Annotated in this window: 19 protein-coding genes; 12 read left to right on the top strand and 7 right to left on the bottom strand. The window is 57.7% G+C overall.

Annotation, left to right across the window (positions count from 1 at the left end; genetic code table 11):
- Nucleotides 1-3 precede the first annotated feature (3 nt).
- On the top strand, nt 4-681 hold the full coding sequence (locus AC2FGB_RS02090) for a DUF502 domain-containing protein (protein WP_142633557.1): 678 nt from the start codon (nt 4-6) through the stop codon (nt 679-681).
- Here the strand turns inward: AC2FGB_RS02090 and AC2FGB_RS02085 are convergent, their stop codons facing one another.
- Nucleotides 682-1,707 carry a patatin-like phospholipase family protein gene (locus AC2FGB_RS02085; protein WP_281972022.1) on the bottom strand — a complete coding sequence of 342 codons (1,026 nt, stop codon included), beginning with the start codon at nt 1,705-1,707 and terminating at the stop codon, nt 682-684. It lies immediately after the preceding gene.
- 18 nt (nt 1,708-1,725) lie between these two features.
- On the bottom strand, nt 1,726-2,499 hold the full coding sequence (locus AC2FGB_RS02080; protein ID WP_496688253.1) for a 3-hydroxybutyrate dehydrogenase: 774 nt from the start codon (nt 2,497-2,499) through the stop codon (nt 1,726-1,728).
- A 290-nt stretch (nt 2,500-2,789) separates the two neighbouring features.
- Between AC2FGB_RS02080 and AC2FGB_RS02075 the strand changes: the two genes are divergently transcribed.
- Entirely contained in the window at nt 2,790-4,616 is a 1,827-nt protein-coding gene (locus tag AC2FGB_RS02075) for an extracellular solute-binding protein (RefSeq protein WP_281972021.1), read from the top strand.
- Nucleotides 4,617-5,180: 564 nt separating this feature from the next.
- A complete protein-coding gene (locus AC2FGB_RS02070) occupies nt 5,181-5,417 on the top strand; it encodes a hypothetical protein (protein WP_142633552.1) in 237 nt (78 codons plus the stop codon).
- On the opposite strand, the gene AC2FGB_RS02065 is transcribed toward AC2FGB_RS02070, so the two are convergent.
- Nucleotides 5,406-6,029: a helix-turn-helix domain-containing protein gene (locus AC2FGB_RS02065; RefSeq protein WP_142633550.1), complete on the bottom strand. Its 624-nt coding sequence runs from the start codon at nt 6,027-6,029 to the stop codon at nt 5,406-5,408. The two genes, AC2FGB_RS02070 and AC2FGB_RS02065, sit on opposite strands and share 12 nt — an antisense overlap.
- 65 nt (nt 6,030-6,094) lie before the next feature.
- Between AC2FGB_RS02065 and AC2FGB_RS02060 the strand changes: the two genes are divergently transcribed.
- The 5 genes from AC2FGB_RS02060 to AC2FGB_RS02040 all read left to right on the top strand — a co-directional run bounded on the left by AC2FGB_RS02060 (nt 6,095) and on the right by AC2FGB_RS02040 (nt 11,939).
- Entirely contained in the window at nt 6,095-7,612 is a 1,518-nt protein-coding gene (locus AC2FGB_RS02060) for a class I adenylate-forming enzyme family protein (protein WP_496693466.1), read from the top strand.
- Entirely contained in the window at nt 7,609-8,268 is a 660-nt protein-coding gene (locus tag AC2FGB_RS02055) for a DsbA family oxidoreductase (RefSeq protein ID WP_496693465.1), read from the top strand. The genes AC2FGB_RS02060 and AC2FGB_RS02055 overlap by 4 nt, the downstream gene beginning before the upstream one ends.
- A gap of 75 nt (nt 8,269-8,343) precedes the next feature.
- On the top strand, nt 8,344-9,552 hold the full coding sequence (locus AC2FGB_RS02050) for a multidrug effflux MFS transporter (protein WP_496693464.1): 1,209 nt from the start codon (nt 8,344-8,346) through the stop codon (nt 9,550-9,552).
- Between the two features lie 57 nt (nt 9,553-9,609).
- Nucleotides 9,610-11,274, top strand: coding sequence for a hypothetical protein (locus AC2FGB_RS02045; RefSeq protein ID WP_496693463.1), 1,665 nt, complete (start codon nt 9,610-9,612; stop codon nt 11,272-11,274).
- On the top strand, nt 11,271-11,939 hold the full coding sequence (locus AC2FGB_RS02040; RefSeq protein ID WP_496693462.1) for an SH3 domain-containing protein: 669 nt from the start codon (nt 11,271-11,273) through the stop codon (nt 11,937-11,939). The genes AC2FGB_RS02045 and AC2FGB_RS02040 overlap by 4 nt, the downstream gene beginning before the upstream one ends.
- Here the strand turns inward: AC2FGB_RS02040 and mfd are convergent.
- The gene (mfd, locus tag AC2FGB_RS02035; protein ID WP_496693461.1) at nt 11,936-15,391 is read right to left on the bottom strand and encodes a transcription-repair coupling factor; all 3,456 of its coding nucleotides are present in this window, start codon (nt 15,389-15,391) and stop codon (nt 11,936-11,938) included. The genes AC2FGB_RS02040 and mfd overlap by 4 nt on opposite strands.
- An 18-nt stretch (nt 15,392-15,409) precedes the next feature.
- Complete coding sequence (locus AC2FGB_RS02030) at nt 15,410-15,937, bottom strand: component of SufBCD complex (protein WP_142633539.1); 528 nt, start codon at nt 15,935-15,937, stop codon at nt 15,410-15,412.
- Between the two features lie 119 nt (nt 15,938-16,056).
- Here AC2FGB_RS02030 and hemB point away from each other — a divergent pair, with 119 nt between their 5' ends.
- The 4 genes from hemB (at nt 16,057) to AC2FGB_RS02010 (ending at nt 20,907) form a co-directional block, all read left to right on the top strand.
- Nucleotides 16,057-17,055: a porphobilinogen synthase gene (gene hemB / locus AC2FGB_RS02025; protein ID WP_281972015.1), complete on the top strand. Its 999-nt coding sequence runs from the start codon at nt 16,057-16,059 to the stop codon at nt 17,053-17,055.
- Between the two features lie 141 nt (nt 17,056-17,196).
- Nucleotides 17,197-17,772, top strand: coding sequence for a lipid-binding SYLF domain-containing protein (locus tag AC2FGB_RS02020; protein WP_142633534.1), 576 nt, complete (start codon nt 17,197-17,199; stop codon nt 17,770-17,772).
- Nucleotides 17,773-17,945: 173 nt separating this feature from the next.
- Nucleotides 17,946-20,408, top strand: a complete 2,463-nt coding sequence (locus AC2FGB_RS02015; RefSeq protein ID WP_496693460.1) for a penicillin acylase family protein — start codon at nt 17,946-17,948, stop codon at nt 20,406-20,408.
- Between the two features lie 106 nt (nt 20,409-20,514).
- A complete protein-coding gene (locus AC2FGB_RS02010; RefSeq protein WP_496693459.1) occupies nt 20,515-20,907 on the top strand; it encodes a nuclear transport factor 2 family protein in 393 nt (130 codons plus the stop codon).
- A 52-nt stretch (nt 20,908-20,959) separates the two neighbouring features.
- On the opposite strand, the gene hflX is transcribed toward AC2FGB_RS02010, so the two are convergent.
- Both hflX and hfq read right to left on the bottom strand, forming a co-directional pair.
- Complete coding sequence (gene hflX, locus AC2FGB_RS02005) at nt 20,960-22,231, bottom strand: GTPase HflX (protein WP_282021922.1); 1,272 nt, start codon at nt 22,229-22,231, stop codon at nt 20,960-20,962.
- Nucleotides 22,231-22,470 (bottom strand): RNA chaperone Hfq, encoded by a 240-nt coding sequence (hfq, locus tag AC2FGB_RS02000; RefSeq protein ID WP_010440340.1) that lies wholly within the window; start codon nt 22,468-22,470, stop codon nt 22,231-22,233. Before hfq ends, hflX begins: the two co-directional genes overlap by 1 nt.
- Nucleotides 22,471-22,546 lie beyond the last annotated feature (76 nt).

Raw genomic sequence — 22,546 nt, 5'->3', positions numbered from 1 at the left:
GTAATGAACACTCCTTTTGACGAAGAACCCAACCGACAGCCCGGCCTGTTCTCACGGCTGCGCGCGTCCTTTCTGACGGGCATCGTCGTTATTGCGCCGGTGTGGTTGACGATCTGGCTGATCTGGTCTGTTGTCGGCTGGATCGACAGTGCGGTCCTGCCGCTGGTTCCCCACCAATTCCAGCCTGAACAATATGTTGGCATCAACCTGCGCGGTGTAGGTGTCATCTTTTTTCTGGTGTTCACCGTCGTGGTTGGCTGGGTTGCCAAGGGCATCCTGGGCCGGTCCTTTATCTCGTTCACCGAAAGCCTGGTGAACAGGATGCCGGTCATCCGGTCCATCTATTCAGGCATCAAGCAGATTTCCGAGACCGTCTTTGCCCAGACTGAACGGTCATTTGAAAAAGCCTGTCTGGTTCAATATCCGCGCCGTGGCATCTGGGCCATCGGGTTCGTCTCGACCACCGCCAAGGGAGAAGTCAACGAACGCGCAGAAGCGGGTGGCGATCTGTACAGCGTGTTCATTCCGACGACACCCAACCCGACATCGGGGTTCCTGCTGTTCTTTCCGATCGAGGACGTCATCCTTTTGGACATGTCGATCGAAGATGCCGCCAAGCTGGTGATTTCGGCCGGTCTTGTTTACCCGAACGACAAAGACCCGACCCAGCCACCAGAGTGACTATCCAAACATTTCCGGCAGATTGACCGTGCTGCGTGCACCCAGATCGGCCTTGTGATCTGTCAAAAACTGATCAGCTGCATTGCGGCCAGCTTCTTTGAGCTTATGCAGGACCACAGGGTTGGGCACTGTCTTGGTCGCGACCGAGAGGTCATTCATCAACGCGTCATCGGCAATCATGTGAACCAGAACACGGCTCATTTCGCCCGCTTTCAGCTTGCCATCTTCCAGCAAGCGCTGAACGAAGCTTATGGCCCTCAGTTCCCGAAACAGCGATGAGTTAAAGCCAATCTCATTGATCCGGTTCTGGATCTGCTGCGGCGTCTTGGGGATCTCTTCCCGTTCCAGAGGGTTGATGTTCACGATCACCACGTCCTCGGGCAGATCGGAATTGAACAAGGGATACAGAGCTGGATTACCGGTATATCCGCCATCCCAGTAAGCCTCGGTCCGGCCCGATTTTGGATCGAATATCTCGACCGCCTGAAACAGGGTTGGCAAACAGGCAGAAGCAAGGATGGCCTCAGTCGACAGCTCATTCCCTGTGAACACCCGTATCTTTCCGCTGCGCACGCATGTCGCGCAGACATACAGACGCGGACCTTCGGCAGCGCATATTTCATCGAAATCAAAGCGCTCAACCACGGGCTGCAAGGGGTTACGGTAGAACGGCCCATAGGCATAAGGCGAAACCAATCGCGACCAGGCGTCGCCTACAGCAAACGGCAGCGAATTTTCGATGGACTGTGCGATATGTGAGGGCTCAAACGCACGCATCCAGTTGGTCAGGTTCGTATCGTCGACGGCCCCCATACGAGCCCAGAGCGCATCAAGATTGGCGCGCGCGCCCTCCCGGCCGCCCCGTACCATGCCAGACTTATAGGCCGCACCGTTCAGTGCACCTGCCGATGTTCCGGTGATCGCCGCGACTTCGATATCATCTTCGTCCAGCAGACGATCCAGCACACCCCAAGTGAACGCGCCGTGCGCGCCGCCGCCCTGCAAAGCCAGATTGATACGTATCACTGCCCTACTCCCCAAGGCTCAGAGCGCGGTCCACCCGCCATCAACTGAAATCGTCGTGCCGGTGATCTGCGCCGCCGCATCCGAGCACAGAAAGATCGTCGTACCGCCCAGTTGTTCGACCGTAGCGAATTCTTTCGAAGGTTGCCGCTTTAGCAGGACATTCTTCACGACATCCTCACGGCTCATATCGTATTCTTTCATCGTATTGGGTATCTGCTCTTCGACCAGCGGCGTCAGCACATATCCCGGGCAAATCGCATTACAGGTAATCGGCTCTTGTGCGGTCTCGAGGGCTACGGTTTTGGTCATCCCGACAACACCGTGCTTGGCCGCGATATAGGCGGCTTTGAAAGGCGATGCCGTCAACCCATGGGCCGATGCAATATTCACCACCCGTCCCCAGCCCGCCTTGCGCATCATCGGCAACGCGGCGGCAGTGGTGTGAAAGGCCGAGTTCATGTTGATCGCAATGATCGCGTCCCATTTGTCGGTTGGAAACTGATCAATCGGCGCCACATGCTGAATGCCGGCATTGTTGACCAGGATATCGCAGGCTCCAGCCTTTTCGATCAGCGCCCGACACTCGTCACCCTTGGACATGTCCGCTTTGAAATAGCGCGCGTTGGTTCCGGTTTCCTGCCCGATCTCTGCGGCCAGAGCATGATCTTCGTCGCGGTCAGTAAACGAATTCAGCACCACATCCGCCCCGGCTTTGGCCAGCTCGCGGGCGATGCCCAGCCCGATGCCCGAATTCGATCCTGTGATGATTGCTGTTTTGCCTGAAAGACTCATGGGTGCTCTCCGTCAGATTCCGTGTTGACGGCACAGTGCCATGCTGCACCTGCAAAGAAAACGGGGAAAGATTGGGGGCGCTGTATCAGCGAAAATCGCACAAAAAAACGCCCGCACGAAGCGGGCGTTAAGTTATTGAGGCAGGTTTCATACAGGCAAGAAACCTATCGAGCAGTACGCCCTTTATAAGCAATTCTACGTCTTCGTCCAAGCTAAAAGTTTGATAATATGAAAAATCATGGCTACGGTGAATCCCAACAAAATAAGGCCAGAGCAGGATTGTTTCCAAAATGAGCCCCGATTTCCTTCGCCCCGTTCGCCCTATGATCGCGGGAATCGTTAGTGTTTTTGCCGTTGCAGCAGCCCATGCAGAATCGACCCATGGCATAGCTATGTATGGCGACCCTGCCCTACCACCGGATTTTGTGTCGCTACCCTATGTCAACGCTGATGCACCCAAAGGCGGCAAAGTCGTATTTGGAAATACCGGCGGCTATAACAGCCTTAACCCGTTTGTGCAAAAAGGCACGTCACCCTGGCAGTTGCGATTTTGGACCCATGAAAGCCTGATGGGGCGTTCCTGGGACGAACCTTTCACTCTTTACGGGTTGTTAGCCGAATCAGTTGAGACGGCTCCAGACCGATCCTGGGTCGAATTTACCCTGCGAGAGAATGCCCGATTCTCGGATGGGTCACCAGTCACTGTCGAGGATGTCATATGGTCATATGAGACTTTGGGAACCGAAGGGCATCTGAGATATCGCGGCCTTTGGGGAAAGATCGACAGTATCGAACAAACCGGACCGCGTTCCGTCCGCATCACGTTTAACGACCCCGACCGCGAGCTTGCGTTGATCGCCGGGATGCGCCCGATCCTTCAGAAGGCACAGTGGGAGGGTAAAGACTTTGCCGACGCGCCGCTGCAAGACATCCCCTTGGGGTCTGGACCATATGTCATCGACGGGTACGAAGCCGGACGGTATGTGAACCTGCGTCGCAATCCGGATTACTGGGGCGCTGACATTCCGTTTCGGCGCGGCACCATGAATCTGGATGAGATGCGGATCGAGTTCTACGGGGATGGCACAGTCGCATTCGAGGCCTTCAAAGCAGGCGAGCTCTCAGCCGTGCGCGAGTTTAACGCCGATAAGTGGAACAACCAGTATGACTTCCCCGCGGTACAGCGCGGCGATGTGTTGAAAACCGAAATCCCGCATCGCAAGCCTTCGGGCATGACCGGATTTGTCATGAATACGCGCAAGCCACCCTTCGATGATTGGCGCGTGCGCGAGGCTCTGACTCTGGCTTTCAATTTCGAATTCATCAACGACACCGTCACCGGAAGCGCGCAACCGCGGATAACCTCGTATTTCTCGGGCTCGGATCTGGCGATGCAACCCGGTACTGCCACCGGTCAGGTGGCTGAACTGCTGCAGCCGTACGCCGATACACTGTTGCCCGGTACGCTGGAAGGTTACGAGCTGCCGGTAGGTGACGGTTCGGAACGCAACAGGGCCAATCTGCGCAAGGCAACCAAGCTTCTGCAAGAGGCTGGCTGGACAGTTCAGGATGGCGTGTTGCGAAACGCAGATGGCGAAGCGTTCATCGTTGACATGGTCATCAGCCAGGGCAGCCTCAACGTTGTCCAGAATGTCGGAACGATCGCCGAAATCTATGCGCGTACGCTTGAACGGCTTGGCATCGAGCTTACAGTCGAAAAAATCGACGACGCACAATACACCTCTCGGATGGATGCGCATGATTTTGACATGACCCCATTTCGCCGGGCTCTTTCCCTGTCGCCGGGTAACGAACAACGCCTGTATTGGGGCAGTGAAAATGCTGACACGGCAGGAACACGTAACCTGATGGGGGTTCAGTCGCCAGCAGTGGACGGTTTGATCGATACGATGCTGGCCTCTGAAAGCCACGAAGATTTCGTGTCTGCGACCCGCGCGCTGGATCGCGTTCTAACCGCTGGCCGGTATGTCATCCCGATCTGGAGCTTTGACGTCGGCCGGATTGCACATGCGCGTGAGCTGAAACAGCCGGAAACCCTGCCCATATACGGTGACGGGCCGGAATACATGCCGCAGGTCTGGTGGTACGAGGAATAGCAGCGCCTCAAAAGAGGCGGCCCCGTCCTTTCCTAATTGCTAACTGTCCGTGCCAATCTCGTTCCAGAGGATCGCAACCGCTGCAGATGTGATGCAATAAGACCCGTTCGGCGTTTGCTGTGTGGGTCTCATACCCTTCGGCGGATTCTGGCACAGACCCGCAGTACCACGACATGCAGGTAAAGGCTGTGGGCATTCCGCTATAAATTGATGCGATCCCTAGTTTCAGACAAATTTGAAAAATTTCAACAAGGGGCTTTACGTAACGGGTTCGAAAGATATAGCCTGCGACTAGTACAATTGTATCCAATTTGAATTACGCCAAGCATTACCGACACATAGCTGTGTTACAACATCAGGAACAGTATTTTCGGACCAGCCTCCACTCACTCAAAACTATTTGGTCCGTAGGCCCGTCTCAGATTTCCTGTGGCGGGCCTAACTGATTTAAACTTCGCACGCTCAAGGTGCGACATTTTGCCATAGCCCTACCTGCAAACACCATTCGTACCCTGAATTCAGGGCCGAGCAGATCTGTAGCCAGACAAACAGAAAGCCCAATTGATGTTTAAGTGGAACGATCTGACGCAAGATTGGAATGAAATGTACGCCCGTGCAAAACGGCGGTTTCCCAATTTGCGCGACCGAGACATGGATGCGGTCGGGCGCGACCGTGCGCAATTCGAGGCTTATCTGGCCGAACGCCATCATCTGACGGTGAACGAGGCACATGAAGAGCTTGAGGATTTCCTGTTCACCGAAGCGCTAACCCGTGAAGTCACCAAACATCTAGGTAAGTGACGTCACCCACAGGATCATCGCGTCTTCTTCACTGACCGAAACGACATTATGCCCCATGCTGCCGTCGTAATAGGCGCTGTCACCGCGGCGCATTTCGACGGGTTCGTAGAACTCGGTATACAGGCGAACGACACCCGTCAGCACGTACAGGAATTCTTCGCCATCGTGGCGGACCCACCCGTCAAACTCATCCATCGACCGGGCACGTACACGGGCGCGATAGGGCAGCATCTGCTTTTTCGTAAGCGTCTCAGCCAGCAGTTCGTGCTCGTATGTTGTGGTTGCGTGGCTGGTGCCTTGCCCCATCCGGGTCACAGCCATACGCCCGATCACCTGCTCGCGCTGTGGCGGCGTGAACAGCTGCGGAACAGAGATTTCCAGCCCGATCGCCAGTTTCTTCAGCGCATCGTATGTAGGCGACATCTGCCCGTTTTCGATTTTGCTGAGTGTTGAACGCGCCAATCCCGCCTGATTGGCCGCTTGTTCCAAAGTCCAGTTGCGCGCCTTGCGCAATTCACGCACACGGACGCCAAGGTCCAGCGGTTCGACCTCTGTGTGCTCGCCCGAGTTTCGGGCAATTCGGATCAGAGATGTCTGCTCTTTGGTTCTCATGCGCCACTCTATAGGGCCAGCCTGTCCCGCTTGCAACGCAGCAGTTGCCGCGTTAGCCAGACGCCATGCTTTCCCTTTTCGATCAAGGCCCGCCCAAGGCCTGCCCCACCCCTTTCAATCTGGCCGCGCATGTGTTGCGTCAAGCAGATCGCAATGGCGACAAGATTGCCTTGTCGGTACTTGGCGCAACGTCGGCACAGAACTGGAGCTTTTCTGCGTTGAAACGCGCGATCCTTGCAACCGGTACAGGTCTGCTGCGGGCCGGTCTGAAACCGGGCGATCTGGTCTTGATGCGTTTGGGGAACACGGTTGATTTTCCAATAACCTATCTGGGTGCAATCGCGGTCGGCATTGTACCCGTGCCGACATCGTCACAGCTGACACAGCCGGAAACGGCAAAGATCATCCAAGATCTGAAGCCCGCCGCCATATTGCGCGATCCCGATATCGCCAGCGCGGATCACCCGAACCAAATATCTTTGAGCCAACTGCGCGAGATGCGCGATCTACCTCTGGCGGAGTTTCGGATGGGCGACCCCGAAGACATGGCTTATGTGGTTTATACCTCTGGCACCTCGGGCAAGCCACGGGCCGTTGCACATGCCCATCGTGCAATTTGGGCGCGGCAGATGATGGTGGATGGGTGGTACGGCCTGCAGGAAACGGATCGATTGTGCCATGCAGGTGCGTTCAACTGGACCTATACGTTGGGGACAGGACTGATGGATCCCTGGACTATTGGCGCGACAGCGTTGATACCGGAACCCGGCACCGATCTGTCGAACCTACCCGATATGCTGCGCAATCACCGTGCCACGATATTTGCTGCAGCTCCGGGCGTGTTTCGGAAAATTTTGAACGAAGCAAACGATCTGCACCTTCCCGATCTGAGGCACGGTCTTTGCGCTGGCGAAAAACTCTCACGGCATCTGCACCAGAAATGGACACGGATCACCGGGCGCGAGTTGTATGAAGCTTTTGGAATGTCCGAATGCTCGACCTTCATCTCTTCAAGCCCAGCCTATCCGGCACGTGGCGATGCACTGGGGCAACCACAACCCGGGCGACGTGTGGCAATTCTGGGTCCAGACGGGCCGGTTCCACAGGGGAAAGAAGGGACCATCGCCATCCACCGATCAGACCCCGGCCTAATGCTGACCTATCTCAACGCGCCGGACGAAGCGCTGGCCAGGATGCAGGGCGAGTGGTTTCTGACCGGCGATCAGGGTGCAATGGCAGTTGATGGTCAGATCACCTATCTTGGCCGAGACGATGATATGATGAATGCAGGCGGCTACCGGGTCTCACCGATCGAGGTCGAGGCCACATTGTCCCGATATCCCGGCATCTCGCAGGTCGGCGCGGCCACCGTTGAGGTCAAGCAGGACAGTTTTGTCATAGTGGCATTCTATACCGGGCCGGAAAAGCTGGACGAGGACGCCCTGCGCGCCTATGTCGAGACAAATCTGGCGCGCTATAAGCAACCGCGCGCCTATATCCATCTGCCTCAGCTGCCAACAGGCGGCAATGGCAAACTTTTGCGCCGGGCGCTGCCGGCCTATTTCAAGGCGACCAATACATGACCCAGACCGTCAAGCTCGACATCATGTCTGACCCGATCTGCCCCTGGTGCTATATTGGCAAGACTCATCTGGACAAGGCGTTGGCTGCAACTCCGGATCATCCATTCATCATTGAATGGCACCCCTTTCAGCTGAACCCCGATATGCCGGTCGAAGGCATGGATCGGCGCGAATACTTGGAGCGCAAATTCGGCGGAAAAGACGGAGCCATCCGTGCGTATGCCCCGGTGGTCGAGCATGCCGAAAATGCAGGGTTGGGCATCGACTTTGAGGGGATGAAGCGCACCCCGAACACGCTGGATGCTCATCGGCTGATCCACTGGGCCGGAATCGAAAACAAGCAGAACGCTATAGTTGATGCCCTGTTTCAGGCCTATTTTGTACAGAGTCGCGATATCGGCGACCACGAGGTTCTGGCGGATATTGCCGACAGTCAGGGGATGGACGCTGCCGTCGTCATGAAGCTGCTGAAATCCGACGCCGACCGCTCCGACATCAGCAACCGTGACGCGCATTCCCGGCAGATGGGTGTGACGTCGGTACCGACTTTTATCGTTGCCAACCAACATGCTGTCCCCGGCGCGCAACCACCGGAAATGTGGGAACGCGTGATCGGTGAAATCATGTCTCAAATCGAGGCTTCCCCTGCAAAATAGCACAGCCTCCTGTGCATTCTGATCACTGGCCGTGCCCAATCCGCTGTGATAGCGCGAACGGGTCAGGAGAGCCCCATGAGTAATCGCATGCCGCGCGGAGAATTTGTCGCTTTGATCGCAATGATGTTTGCGACAATCGCGTTTTCTATCGACTCGATGCTGCCCGCCCTGCCGCAGATCAGCGCGCAACTCAGCCCAGGTGATGCAAACAAGGCGCAGTTGATCCTGACCTCATTTGTGCTGGGCATGGGGATCGGCACCTTTTTCACCGGCCCTCTGTCGGATGCATTCGGGCGCAAGCCGGTAATTTACGTCGGCTCTGCGCTGTATATCCTGTCTGCCGCAGTTGCCTGGGCCACCTCCTCGCTTGAGATGCTGTTGATTGCGCGCATCTTTCAAGGCATTGGCAGCGCGGCCCCACGCGTGGTGGCCATGGCCATTATCCGTGACCTTTATTCCGGCCGCGAGATGGCCCGCATCGTCTCGATTGCCATGATGATCTTTACGCTGGTTCCCGCCATCGCGCCCATGATGGGTGCCGGGGTGATCGCTCTGGCCGGGTGGCGTGGCATCTTCGCTTCGTTCATGTTGTTCTCTTTGATCACCATCACGTGGATGGGCCTGCGTCTGAGCGAACCTCTGGCACCCGAAAATCGCCGTCCCCTGCGCCTGCCGCTTATGATTGATGCCGCGCGGCAGATGTTTACACACCCGACTGTGCGGGTTTCGATCATGGTGCAAACGCTTTGCCTTGGGATGCTGTTCACCATGCTGACGATGGTACAACCTGTTTATGACATCATCTACGACAGAGCAGACAGTTTCCCATTCTGGTTTGGTTTCGTTGCTCTGATGGCTGGCTCGGCCAGTTTATTGAACGCGACTTTGGTCATCCGATTGGGGATGCGCCGGATTGTAACCTGGACTTTGGGCGCACAGATCGTCTTTACATGTTTTGTCATGTTAATGAATGGTCTGGACCTTTCTGATGGCGCCTCATTTGCGCTTTTCGTCAGTTGGCAGACTGCCGTGTTCTTCATGGCCGGTATGACGATGGGCAACCTGAATGCCATCGCGATGGAGCCGATGGGCCATATTGCGGGCATGGCAGCGTCAGTCATAGGCGCGGTATCAACCGTTCTGGCCGCTGCAGTGGCAGCCCCCTTGGGACAGTTGTTTGACGGATCGATCCTTCCCTTGGCAATAGGTGTCCTGACTATGTGCACGATGGGGTTCGGCCTGATGCTGTATATGGGCCGGATAGAAGACAGATTGCCCGCCTGATCTGTGCAGAGCGCGTGAAACACGTTATCCTCCCCTTGTTTCGAGGGGAGATTTTCAATGAGCGACTACTACGATCTGGGCACCCATTCCTGTCCGGTAAGCACCTCTTCGCCCGATGCGCAACTGTGGTTCGACCGGGGGCTGGTCTGGACCTATGGCTATAACCACGAAGAGGCCGTCGTCTGTTTTCAGCGCGCGCTAGAGCATGACCCGAACTGCGCCATGGCCCATTGGGGCGTCGCCTATGCGGCGGGGCCGAATTACAACATGCCCTGGGACCTGCACGATGACGCGGGCCGGCAAAAGGCGCTGGCGCTGGCCTATGATGCGACGCAGCTGGCCATGTCTCTTGCGGGCGAATGTACGCCGGTTGAACAAGCGCTGATCCGCGCGCTTCCCGCCCGCTATCCCCAGCGCGAAGCCATTGACGACATGCACAACTGGGATCACGATTTTGCCGATGCCATGCGCGCAGCGTTTGCATCGCAGCCCGCTCATCTGGACCTACGCACGATCTATGTCGAAGCGCTTTTGAACCTCACTCCCTGGCAAATGTGGGATTTGACGACCGGCCAGCCCGCCGAAGGGGCCGCCACGGTCGAGGCGCAAAAAACGCTGGAGGAGGCGATGGCTGATGATCCAGCAGCGATGTCTCATCCCGGGTTACTGCATCTTTATGTCCACCTGATGGAGATGTCTCCGACCCCGGAGAAAGCGCTGAAAGCGGGGGATGTTCTGCGGACGCTGGTTCCCGATGCGGGCCATTTGGTGCATATGCCCACCCATATCGATGTGCTGTGCGGCCATTACCAGAACGTCGTCCACTGGAACCAAAAAGCCGTTGAGGCCGACCTGAAATATTACGAACGCGAAGGCGCGTTCAACATCTACACCGGCTACCGCCAGCACAATTATCATTTTGTCATATATGGCGCCCTATTTCTGGGACAGATGGAACCGGCTCTGCGGGCCAATCAGGGATTGTGGGACACCACACCCGAAGACATGCTGCGCATAGAAAGCCCGCCTATGGCGGATTTCTTCGAAAGCTACATGTCAATGGGGCCGCATATCCTCATCCGGTTTGGCCGTTGGGAAGAGGCAATGGCGCTTGAGCTGCCCTCGGACCCCGAACTGTACTGTACTCTCACGGCAACCACGCATTATGCCCGGGCCATTGCTTTTGCCGCCACTGGGCAGGTCAGCGAAGCCGAAGCCGAAGAGCAGTTGTTCCTCGCTGCCAAGGCCCGCGTGCCAGAAACGCGATTGCTGCACAATAACCGCGTGATCGACCTGCTGGACATTGCCCGCGAAATGCTGCGTGGCGAAATCGAGTATCGCATGGAAAACTACGATACGGCCTACGCCCATCTGCGCCGCTCGGTCGAACTGGACGACACATTGCCCTATGACGAGCCATGGGGATGGATGCAGCCCACTCGTCACGCGTTGGGTGCATTGCTGTTCGAACAAGGGCATACCGCCGAAGCCGAGGCCATATACCGCGAAGATTTGGGGGTGGGCGGTACGCTCAGCCGTGCCTCTGTCCATCCTGACAATGTCTGGAGCCTCAAGGGCCTGCATGACTGCCTGAAGGCGCGCGGTGAGACGGTTGAGATTGTGCAGATCAGACAACGGCTGGATTTGGCTTTGGCTCGTGCGGACCGGGCTGTTGGGGCGTCCTGTTTCTGTGCTCAAGCCGCCATGAGGGCCGCCGAATGAGGTACGCCCTACTGTTTGCTTTGCTCTGCAGCCCGGCGCTGGCGGATCGACAATCCTTTCCGCCCGTCGACGAGGCGGAGCGGGATGCCACCCTCGTCTCGTTCCGGGCAAACCTGCTGAACATGGTAGCCGAGCGCGACATCGAAGGCGTGCTGTCTGCTGCCTGCCCGGATATTTACCTTAGCCACGGCGGCAATGGCGGCCCGGACGAGCTGCGCGAGTATCTTACTCCCGGACCGGCAACGTCAGAGCAAGATGATGATGACAGCGAAAAGGTTGTTGAAACCGTTTGGTCCGATCTGGAAAACACCCTGACACAGCCTGGCTATTTCAACGAAGACGGCGAGTTCTGGATGCCTCACCAATGGCAGCTCACCCTACCCGCTTCGCTGGATCCGGCGTTGGCCTATTTTGTGACCGCTCAGGATGTAACTCTGCGCAACGCACCAAATCGAGGCGCGGCCATACTCGACCTCATCAGCTATGAAGTCGTCATCATCCGCGACTTCTCCCCCATCGCGCAGTACCAGAGGGTTCTGCTGACAGACGGCGGCCAGGGCTATATGCACAGCGATTTCCTGTGGCACATGACCGGGTTCCGGGCTGCATTAGCGCAATCCGAAGCGGGCGACTGGCAGCTGTGCACCTTTGTCAGCGGTGACTAGGCTTTGGCTCTTTTCTTTTCGGCCACCAGCTTTTCCGCCAGATCGCGGGCGATGGCAAATGCCCCCTTGATCTTGTCGCTATCCTTCTTCCAATCGCGGCGCACGACGATCTTGTTATCCTTGACCTTGGCCAACCCGCGCTGGTTCTGGATGAACTCGACCAGCCCCTGAGGCGAGGCAAATTTGTCGTTGTGAAACTGGATCGTCGCGCCTTTGGGCCCGCCATCTAGCTTTGCAATCCCCGCCCGTTTGCACATCGCCTTGATGCGCACGACCAGCATCAGGGTGTTGACCTCTTTCGGCAGCGTGCCAAAGCGGTCGATCAATTCAGCGGCGAAGCCTTCCAATTCCACCTTGGTCGACAGCGACGACAAACGGCGATACAGGCCCAGGCGGACATCCAGATCGGGCACATAATCCTCTGGGATCAGGACAGGGACGCCAAGATTGATCTGCGGCGCCCATTGGTCATCTGCATCCGACAGGCCTTCCATCTCACCGGCTTTGATCTTGGCAATCGCCTCTTCCAGCATCGACTGGTAGAGTTCATAACCCACATCGCGCATTTGGCCCGACTGTTCCTCGCCCAACAGGTTACCCGCCCCTCGAATATCAAGGTCCTGAGACGCCAACGTGAACCCCGCCCCCAGCGTGTCGAGCGAGCCCAGAACGCGCAGGCGTTTTTCGGCCGTGGCAGTCAGACGGGCGCGCGGTTTTGTTGTCAGATAGGCATAGGCGCGGATTTTCGACCGCCCGACCCTGCCGCGGATCTGATAGAGCTGCGCCAGCCCGAACATATCCGCCCGGTGCACAACCATCGTATTTGCAGTCGGGATATCCAGCCCGCTTTCCACAATCGTGGTGGCCAGCAAGACATCGTATTTCCCGTCGTAGAACGCATTCATCCGATCGTCGAGTTCCCCCGCCGCCATCTGCCCATGCGCCACCATATAAGTCAGCTCGGGCAGTTGCTCTTTCAGGAATTCCTCTATCTCGGGTAGGTCCGATATGCGCGGGACGACATAGAAACTCTGCCCACCACGGTAATGTTCACGCAGCAGGGCTTCGCGGATCGTGACCGCGTCGAACTCACTGACATAGGTGCGGATCGCCAGCCGGTCGATGGGAGGTGTGCCGATGATCGACAGGTCACGCACGCCGGTCAGGGACAGTTGCAGCGTTCGTGGAATCGGCGTCGCGGTCAGGGTCAGGACGTGGATATCGCTACGCAGCTGTTTCAGACGCTCCTTGTGGCCAACACCGAAATGCTGTTCCTCGTCGATGATCAGCAGACCCAGATTGTTGAACCGAATCCCTTTTGCAAGCAAGGCATGGGTGCCGATCACAATATCCACCGTGCCGCGCGCCAACCCGTCACGGGTCTGTTGCGCCTCTTTGGCCGAGATGAAGCGGGACAGCTGCCGCACCTCAAGCGGGAAGCCCCGGAAGCGATCCTTGAAGCTGGCCGCGTGCTGACGCGCCAACAGCGTTGTCGGTGCGATCACCGCCACTTGCACGCCCGACATTGCGGCAACGAAAGCGGCACGCATTGCGACCTCGGTCTTGCCAAAGCCCACGTCGCCACAAATCAGACGATCCATCGGCGCGCCAGAATGCATGTCTTCCATGACCTCACCGATTGCGCGCAGCTGATCGTCAGTTTCCTGATAGGGAAAGCGCGCACTGAACTCCTCCCACGCGTGCGGAGGCGGGTCCATGATCGGGGCCTTGCGCAAGGCCCGTTCGGCAGCGATGCGGATCAGCTTATCCGCCATCTCGCGAATGCGCTCTTTCAGCTTGGCCTTCTTGGCCTGCCACGCGCCGCCGCCCAATCTGTCCAGCAGACCCTCATCATGACCGTATCGCGACAGCAGTTCGATATTTTCGACCGGCAGGTACAGTTTGGATTGTTCTGCGTATTCCAGCAGCAGACATTCATGGGCGGCACCGGCCGCCGTCACGACCTCCATCCCCAGATAGCGCCCGATGCCGTGATCCACATGAACCACCAAATCACCCGGGCTAAGGGATTGGGTTTCGGTCAGGAAATTCTCGGCCTTGCGGCGCTTTTTGGGCTGCCGGATCAGCCGGTCGCCCAACACATCCTGTTCGGCGATCACGGTCAGGTCGGGCGTTTCGAACCCGTGCTCCAGCGCCCAGACGGCCAGATGTAGCCCGCGTTTGCCGATGCGCGTACCGTCGGGCACGGGGATCGCCTCGGCAAGGCCTTCATCCTCGATCAGCCCAGTCAGACGTTCGCGGGCCCCTTCGGAATAAGAGGCAATCAGAACCGGCCCCTTGGCCATTTTGTCGGTGATATGGCTGGCCAGTGCTCCGAACAAGCTGATGCTTTCCTGCTGGCGTTCCGGGGCAAAGTTGCGCCCGATCCGACCACCAGCATCGATCACCCCGGGCCCAAGGGCCTGAGGCAATGCATTGAATTGCAGAACGCGCCTATCGCCGACAGCTTGTTCCCAAGCAGTGTCATCTAGATACAGTAGGCCCGGTGGTGTCGGTTTATACACCGTGTCCATGCGCGACCGGTTCTCCAGTGCGAGCCGCCGCGTTTCGTATTGATCGGCAATGGTTTCCCAACGTGCCAAACGGGCAGGCGTGACCTGATCATCCAGCGAGATTGTGGCACCAGGCAGATAATCAAACAGCGTTTCAAGCTTTTCGTGAAAGAACGGCAACCAATGCTCGATGCCTTGATGCTTGCGGCCTGCGCTGACGGCCTCGTACAGGGGATCATCGGTGCCCGCCGCACCAAACTCGATGCGATAATTCTGCCGAAACCGGGTGATGGCGGCGTCATCTAGAATGACCTCGGACACTGGCGCCAGCTCCACAACAGCCAGCTTTTCGGTCGTACGTTGCGACACCGGATCAAACCGACGTGCTCCATCCAGAACATCCCCGAACAGGTCCAGCCGCACCGGCCCGGATTCGCCGGGCGGGAAAATGTCGATGATGCCCCCTCGAACGGCATAGTCGCCGGGCTCCATCACCGTGGGGCTTTGCGTGAAGCCCATGCGCACAAGGAAATTCCGCAACGCGGTTTCATCAATGCGGTGATCGACACGGGCGGTAAACGCCGCCTCTCGCAGCACTGCACGGGCGGGCACGCGTTGGGTTGCGGCGTTCAGAGTTGTCAACAGCACGTATTGCTGCGGCATCTGGTGCACAAGTGCGGCAAGGGTGGCCACACGCGCTGCCGAGATATCCGCATTGGGCGATACCCGATCATATGGCAGACAATCCCAACCTGGGAACACAAATACCGGCATGTCAGGCGCAAAAAAGGCAAGCGCCGCGCGCATCGCCTCAAGCCGTTTGTCATCACGCGCGACATGGCACACCGGCCCGCCAGAGCGCGCCAGCTCATTCAGGACAAGCTGCGCGTCAAACCCTTCGGGGGCGCCGCCAACGATTACTTGGTTCGGACCCGTCATCGCCAAGCCTTTCTGATTTTACCAACCCGGGACGCCGATGGAAAAATTCTGGTACATGCCCCAAAGCGAAGTGATCAAGATCGAAATCATACCAACTATCTGGGTATAGATCCGGCAGCGCGTAAGAATCTTGGAAATATACTCCAGACTGGGTGTTTCCCTGCGCAGTTTCCGCGCGGCTGATACATTGATCAGCACGACAAGACAAATCGGAAACAGCAACAAAAACACGGCCTGCGCGAATTCGACACCGTAATAGAACCCCAAAGTGGCGAGACCCGTGAACAAAAAACAACTAAACGCTAATATCGCGAGGCCGGATACATCCAATATATAGAGCAATCGGTTTCCGTTAATGCGGACGATATCCATCAAATCCTGTTCCGATTGCCCGCCTACCCGTCTTGCGCGCACAACAAGGTCATACGGCACGCCCATGGCCCAGTGGCTGGCCGATGACCACAACACCGCAAGCCCGATCCAATACCAGAGATTCGAAAAGCTGCGCATGTCGATGAGTTCAAAAATCGAAGAGTATAAGTCCACGCGTCAGCCCTTAATTTCCGTCTTCAGGGACCTTCTTCGCAAAGACGCGTCCATCGTTACCCTTGAGACTACACGGAATTCATGCCACCCAATGCTGGAATTTACAAGGAGAGCGCGTCATGAAACCGACCATTGCCCCCTATCCTCTGGCCCGTTTTCGTCGAACACGCCAATCACAGGCGGTGCGGGCGCTGGTCCGCGAGAATACACTGACCACCGATGATCTGATCTGGCCGGTTTTCGTCCGAGACGGCGAAGGTATTGAAGAGCCTGTCCCCTCGATGCCTGGTGTCATGCGCCGCTCGGTCGATCTGATCGCACAGGCTGCGGTCGAAGCGCAGGCCCTGGGTATCCCGGCAATCTGCATCTTTCCCTACACCGACGCCTCCCTAAAGACCGAAGATTGCGCCGAAGCGTGGAACCCCGATAACCTGTCCAACCGAGCCATTCGCGCCATCAAGAAAGCCGCACCTAATATCGCGGTGATGACGGACGTGGCGCTGGACCCATACAATATCAACGGCCATGACGGATATGTGGTCGATGGTGAGATCATAAACGATCAAACGATCGAGGCGCTGGTAAAGATGACGCTGGCGCAAGCAGATGCGGGCGCCGACATCATCGGACCGTCAGATATGATGGATGGCCGGATCGGTGAAATGCGGCGCGCCCTGGAAGGCGCAGACCATCACAACGTGATGATCCTCAGCTATGCGGCCAAATATGCGAGTGCGTTCTACGGACCGTTCCGAGATGCAGTGGGCGCCTCGGGCGCGCTGACCGGGGACAAGAAGACCTATCAGATGGACCCCGGAAACTCGGACGAGGCGCTGCGCATGATCGAGCGTGACCTGACCGAAGGCGCAGACATGGTCATGATCAAACCCGGCATGCCCTATTTGGACATCTGCCGCCGGGTCAAGGACACGTTTGGCGCGCCGACCTATGCCTATCAGGTCTCGGGTGAATACGCGATGATACAGGCCGCGGCGCAGAATGGCTGGATCGACGGAGAGAAGGTCATGCTCGAAAGTCTGCTGGCGTTCAAACGCGCGGGCTGCGACGGGATACTGACCTATTTCGCGCCTCAGGCCGCCCGGATCCTGCAGGGCTAATCCCCCGCGTTTCCGCGATTTTTCGCCGACTATCTTTGGTCACTGGGCAGCTTTCCCGTGACACGAGGCGACAATCGGCGTATTCTTGCGGACAAGATCGGGAGCACCCGACAATCAGGCATTTATACAGAGATAAAAAACATGAGCAGTTCCAAACCTACTCGATTAAGCCGTCGTGGCTTTGCTTTTGGCATGGCCGGTCTGTCAGTGACCGCCGCTTGCGGCAATGGCGTCGGCAGTTCCAACGCAGCGACGATTGACGCCCGTGTGGATGCGACATTGAACCAGATGTACGCCACCTACCCCAACACGCTCGAAATCGCGAACAAGGCCAACGGCATGCTGGTCATGCCTCTGATAACCGATGCCGGACTAATCGTCTTTGGCGGTGCCTACGGCACAGGCGCGCTACGCATTCAGGGCGCGACAGTTGATTACTATTCCGCAATTTCGGGAACCGCCGGCCTGCAAATCGGTGCCCAGCAATATGCGCATGTCCTGTTCTTCATGACACAGGACGCGTTGAACGATTTCCGCCGTTCCAGCGGATGGACCGCCGGGGCCGAAGTCGGCTACGTGGTCGATGCGACGGGCGACTCTCTGTCGACCGACACCACCACCCTGCGTTCGCCGGTTCTGGCGGCGGTCTTCGGACAGGCAGGGCTAAAGTTCGGCGCGACGGTCGAAGGCACGAAATACACCCGCATCATTCCCTGATACCGGACTACCCTCCCCCCTCAAGACACCCCGCTTTCGGCATCACGCCCGAAGCGGGGTTTTTCATTCAAACCGCGGTAAACACGCATGTTCTCATGCGGTTCCTCTTTCGATCCGTGCGGCCATCCTCTAGTGTCTGCGCAATCATAGAGTGAACGGAAATGTGACCGCTGATGGGAATTGTCTTTCGCTGGCTTGTGCGTATCGCCTCGGGTCTTGTTCTGCTGACATTGGCGGCTGTGTTGCTGGTGTATTTTCTGGCCAGCCAGTCCCTGCCGGACTACGATCAGACCGTTAAAGTTGATGGCCTGACTGCGCCGGTTGAGGTTGTCAGGGATACAGCGAATGTTCCCCATATTCTGGGCGCATCAGACCCGGATGTCTTCTTTGGGCTTGGCTATGCCCATGCACAGGATCGCCTCTGGCAGATGACTGTTCTGCGCCGGACAGCGCAGGGCCGATTGTCCGAAGTCTTTGGCGCTCGCACTGTTCATATCGACAAGCTGTTGCGGCGGTTTGATCTGTACGGGCTTGCACACCGGTCGGTACAAGCCCAGGACGACTATACCAAAGAGGCCCTGCGCGCTTATGCTGCCGGGGTGAATGCACGACTGGCCGAGATTAACGAAAACGCATTGGGCCGTGGTGCGCCAGAGATGTTTTTGTTCAATGCGCCTGTATCGCCCTGGCAACCGGGCGACAGCCTGGCCGTCATCAAACTCATGAGCCTGCAACTTTCTGGCCATCTTGAGGATGAAGTGCTGCGCGCGCGCACATCGCTTATGCTGGATGACCAGACCCGACTGGCGGATATTCTGCCTGATGTTCCCGGGCCGGGAATCGCCGCTCTGCCCGAATACGCCGCCCTGTTTCCTAACCTGCCCAGATATGCGGCCGGATCGTCGATGCCGGACACGCCCATCTCGCCCTTTCCAAAGCGCGGATTGGCCGGAGCATCGAACGCATGGTCTGCCGCCCCCACAAGATCTGCCAGCGGAGGGACGCTTCTGGCCAATGATCCGCATTTGGGTTTCACAGCGCCGGGCATCTGGTATCTGGCCCGTCTGGAACTGGCCAAAGGCGGCGTGATCGGTGCCACGATCCCCGGCATCCCGGCGGTGATGACCGGACGCAGTGATCGGCTGGGCTGGGGTTTGACCTCATCCTATCTGGATGATCAGGACATCCATATCGAGCAGTTGAACCCAGAAAACCCCGAGGAATACCTGACCCCCGAAGGATACAAGACCTTTCGCAGCCGCCCTTCGATCATCGAGATCAAAGACGAAGCCCCAATCACTCTGACCCTGCGTTGGACCGAGAACGGACCGGTTCTGCCGGGCACCCATTACGATCTTGGGACGATCACGCCGCCGGGTCATGTCGCCTCGCTGTCCTGGACAGCCCTGAGCGCACGGGACACTTCCATGTCAGCCTCAATGGCGCTGATGAATGCGGACACTGTCCGACAAGCAATCACCGCAGCCGAGCTGTTCATGGCGCCATCTCAGAACCTGTCATTGGTCGACAAGGACACGATCGGCATGAAGCTGATCGGTGCAATGCCGCACCGTGCCGCAAAGAACCAAAGCCGGGGGCGTATTCCGACGCCTGGCTGGCTGGCCGAAAACCGGTGGCAAGGCCGCCTGCCCTATGCTGACAACCCCGAATTCGTCGCACCTGCGGGCGGCATTCTGGGCAACACAAACAACAAGATCATCGACCGGCCATTTCCCGAACATGTCTCATTTGAATGGGGGGATACGCAGCGCATCCATCGCTGGGAACGGCTGATGCAATCGCGCGAGGTACACACGCGCGACAGCTTTATCGAGGCACAGCTGGACACGGTCAGCTTTACCGCGCGCTCTCTGCTTCCGCTGATCGGGGCTGATCTGTGGTACACCGGCGCCTCTGCCCCCGAAGGCACCCAGGAACGCCAGCGCCAGATCGCGCTGAACCTTTTGGCCGAGTGGAATGGCGAGATGAATGAACACCTGCCAGAACCCCTGATCTATGCTGCTTGGGTTCGGGCGCTGCAAATCCGGTTGATCGCAGATGAGCTTGGCCCCCTGGCGGCTGAATACAAACATGTCGAACCACTGTTCATCGAACGTGTCTATCGCGACATCGACGGAGCTTCGGCCTGGTGTAATGTGCGTCAGAGCGCGCCGACAGAGACCTGCACCGATATGGCGCGCATGGCACTGGACGATGCGCTGATCTGGATTTCCGAAAAATACGGAGGATCACTGGAATCTCTACGCTGGGGTGACGCGCATCAGGCGACGCATGACCACCCGGTTCTGGGATCGGTTCCGGTGCTGCGATTCTTTGTGAATATCCGACAGTCCACCAGTGGTGGCGACAACACCCTGCTGCGTGGCAGAACATCGGGCGAAGGCCCTGATCCGTTTCAGAACGTGCACGGTGCAGGCTATCGCGGCGTATATGATTTTGCGGATCCCGACAGCTCGGTCTTTATCACGGCTACGGGCCAGTCGGGTCACTTCCTGTCACGCTACTATGACGATCAGGCCCAGCTTTGGCGTCGGGGTGAATACATCCCGATGTCCCTGGACCTTGACCTGGCACATGCAGCCGCTGTCGGAGTGACCACCCTTATCCCCCGCTAAGGTCCGTGCTTCGGCAAGACCTCGCCCGTTTATTTTCCATCGCGTGGACGCTGAATGGCGTTTGGCATACGATCCAAAGGCCTAGGATTTGTGTGCGGGGGACCAAATGGCCAGTATCCGGGATAAGCTGAACAATCTCGCGCGGGATTATGCGATCGCCTGGAGCTCGGGCGACCCCGAGACCGTTGCCAGTTTCTATGCTCCCGACGGACAGATCACGATCAACCGTGGAGAACCGATCATAGGCCGCGCTGCGGTGGCGGAAATGGCGCGCGGGTTTTACACTGATTTCCCCGATCTTGAGGTCCGCTGCGACATGTTTCGCTGGGCGGGAAGCCACGCAATATTTGTCTGGACCCTTGAAGGGCAGCATTCCAAGACCGGCAACGACGTCGTGACGCGGGGTTGGGAAGAATGGGAAATGACCGACACCAATCAGGTCCAGACCTCTCTGGTTTGGTTCGATGCCGAGGATTTTCAGCGCCAGATTGACGGCTGATCACGGACCACTTTGTTCGATGGGTATAGGGGAATTCGCCCCCAGTCAGAGTTCAAAGCGCGGAGTATTGCGAGGCCTGTTTTTCTGTCCACAAAACGTCGATCACAAAGCCATCTTCGGTCTGCTTTTCGGACTGCACGACCTCTTGACGGAACAACCACGCGCGCTTGTTGCCTTCGGCAAATCCCAGTTCCAGCGTTACCTCAGAACGTACGCCCTGCAGCGTGACGGCAATTTCCGCCAAAAGCGGGGCGATCCCTTCGCCGGTGACGGCTGAAATCGCGAAAATCCCCTGATCCCGCTCTGCCCGCGCCATCGCGGCTTCGCGCTCATCCGGGGACAGCAGATCGATCTTGTTCCAGACCTCAATCCTGGGTCGCGTATCGTCAATACCCAGTGAAGTCAGGATAGTTTCGACATCCTTCGCCTGCGCCTCAGATTCATCGTGGCTGATATCGCGCACATGAACCACGATATCCGCACCCAGAACTTCTTCCAGCGTCGCACGGAAGGAGGCGACCAACTCGGTGGGCAAGTTCGAAATGAACCCCACCGTGTCCGACAGGATCACTTCGGGACCGTCAGGCAGTTCGACCCGACGCATGGTAGGGTCAAGCGTGGCGAACAACATATCCTTGGCCATGACATCAGCCCCGGTCAGGCGGTTGAACAGGGTTGATTTGCCCGCGTTGGTATAGCCTACCAACGCCACAATCGGATATGGCACCTTGGCCCGCGCCGCGCGATGCAGCGTGCGGGTCTTGACCACCTTCTGCAACTGACGCCGCAGCCGCACCAGTTGTTCATCAATGGCACGGCGGTCCGCTTCGATCTGGGTCTCACCCGGGCCACCCACAAAGCCCAATCCGCCCCGCTGCCGTTCCAGGTGGGTCCAGGCACGCACCAGCCGGGTCCGCTGGTAACTCAGCGCGGCCATTTCCACCTGCAAAACGCCCTCACGGGTGCGCGCACGGTCGCTGAAGATTTCGAGGATCAGCCCGGTCCGGTCGAGGATCTTGACCTTCCACGCCTTTTCAAGATTGCGTTGCTGAACGGGCGTAACCGATCCGTCGATCAAAACCAGCTCGACTTCGTTCTCGTGCAACCGTTCGGCCAGTTCCTCGATCTTGCCGCTACCGAACAGAAAACCGGCCTGCGCTCGAGGTAAGCGCACAACTTCGGATCCGATCACATCAAGGTCGGGCAATGCAGCGGCCAGCGCCACCGCTTCTGCCAGCGCCGGTCCTGGAACGCGGCGCTGTTCATCTGATTTGATTTCCGGATGCAGCACCCACGCTCGGGTGCGCACCCTTTCATGTTCCATCAAGAGGCGTCTTCGCCCTCATACAGGCTGATCGGCTGCGATGGCATGATGGTCGAAATCGCGTGTTTGTAGACCAGCTGCGACTGTCCGTCGCGGCGCAACAATACGCAGAAGTTGTCGAACCAGGTGATCACACCCTGCAATTTCACACCGTTGATCAGGAAAATTGTGACCGGGACTTTTGCTTTCCGTACATTATTCAGGAACGCGTCCTGCAGATTCTGTCTGTCCGAAGCCATATTCTTATAATCTCGCCATTGTTCTTGCTACGCGCTGCGGACCAACGCGCTCCCTCCGGCGGAGTATGGAGTGTCG

It is taken from the genome of Ruegeria sp. CDSC021, assembly GCF_059610845.1.
The sequence above is the reverse complement of the archived record's forward strand: the minus strand, read 5'-3'. Positions and strand labels throughout refer to the sequence as shown.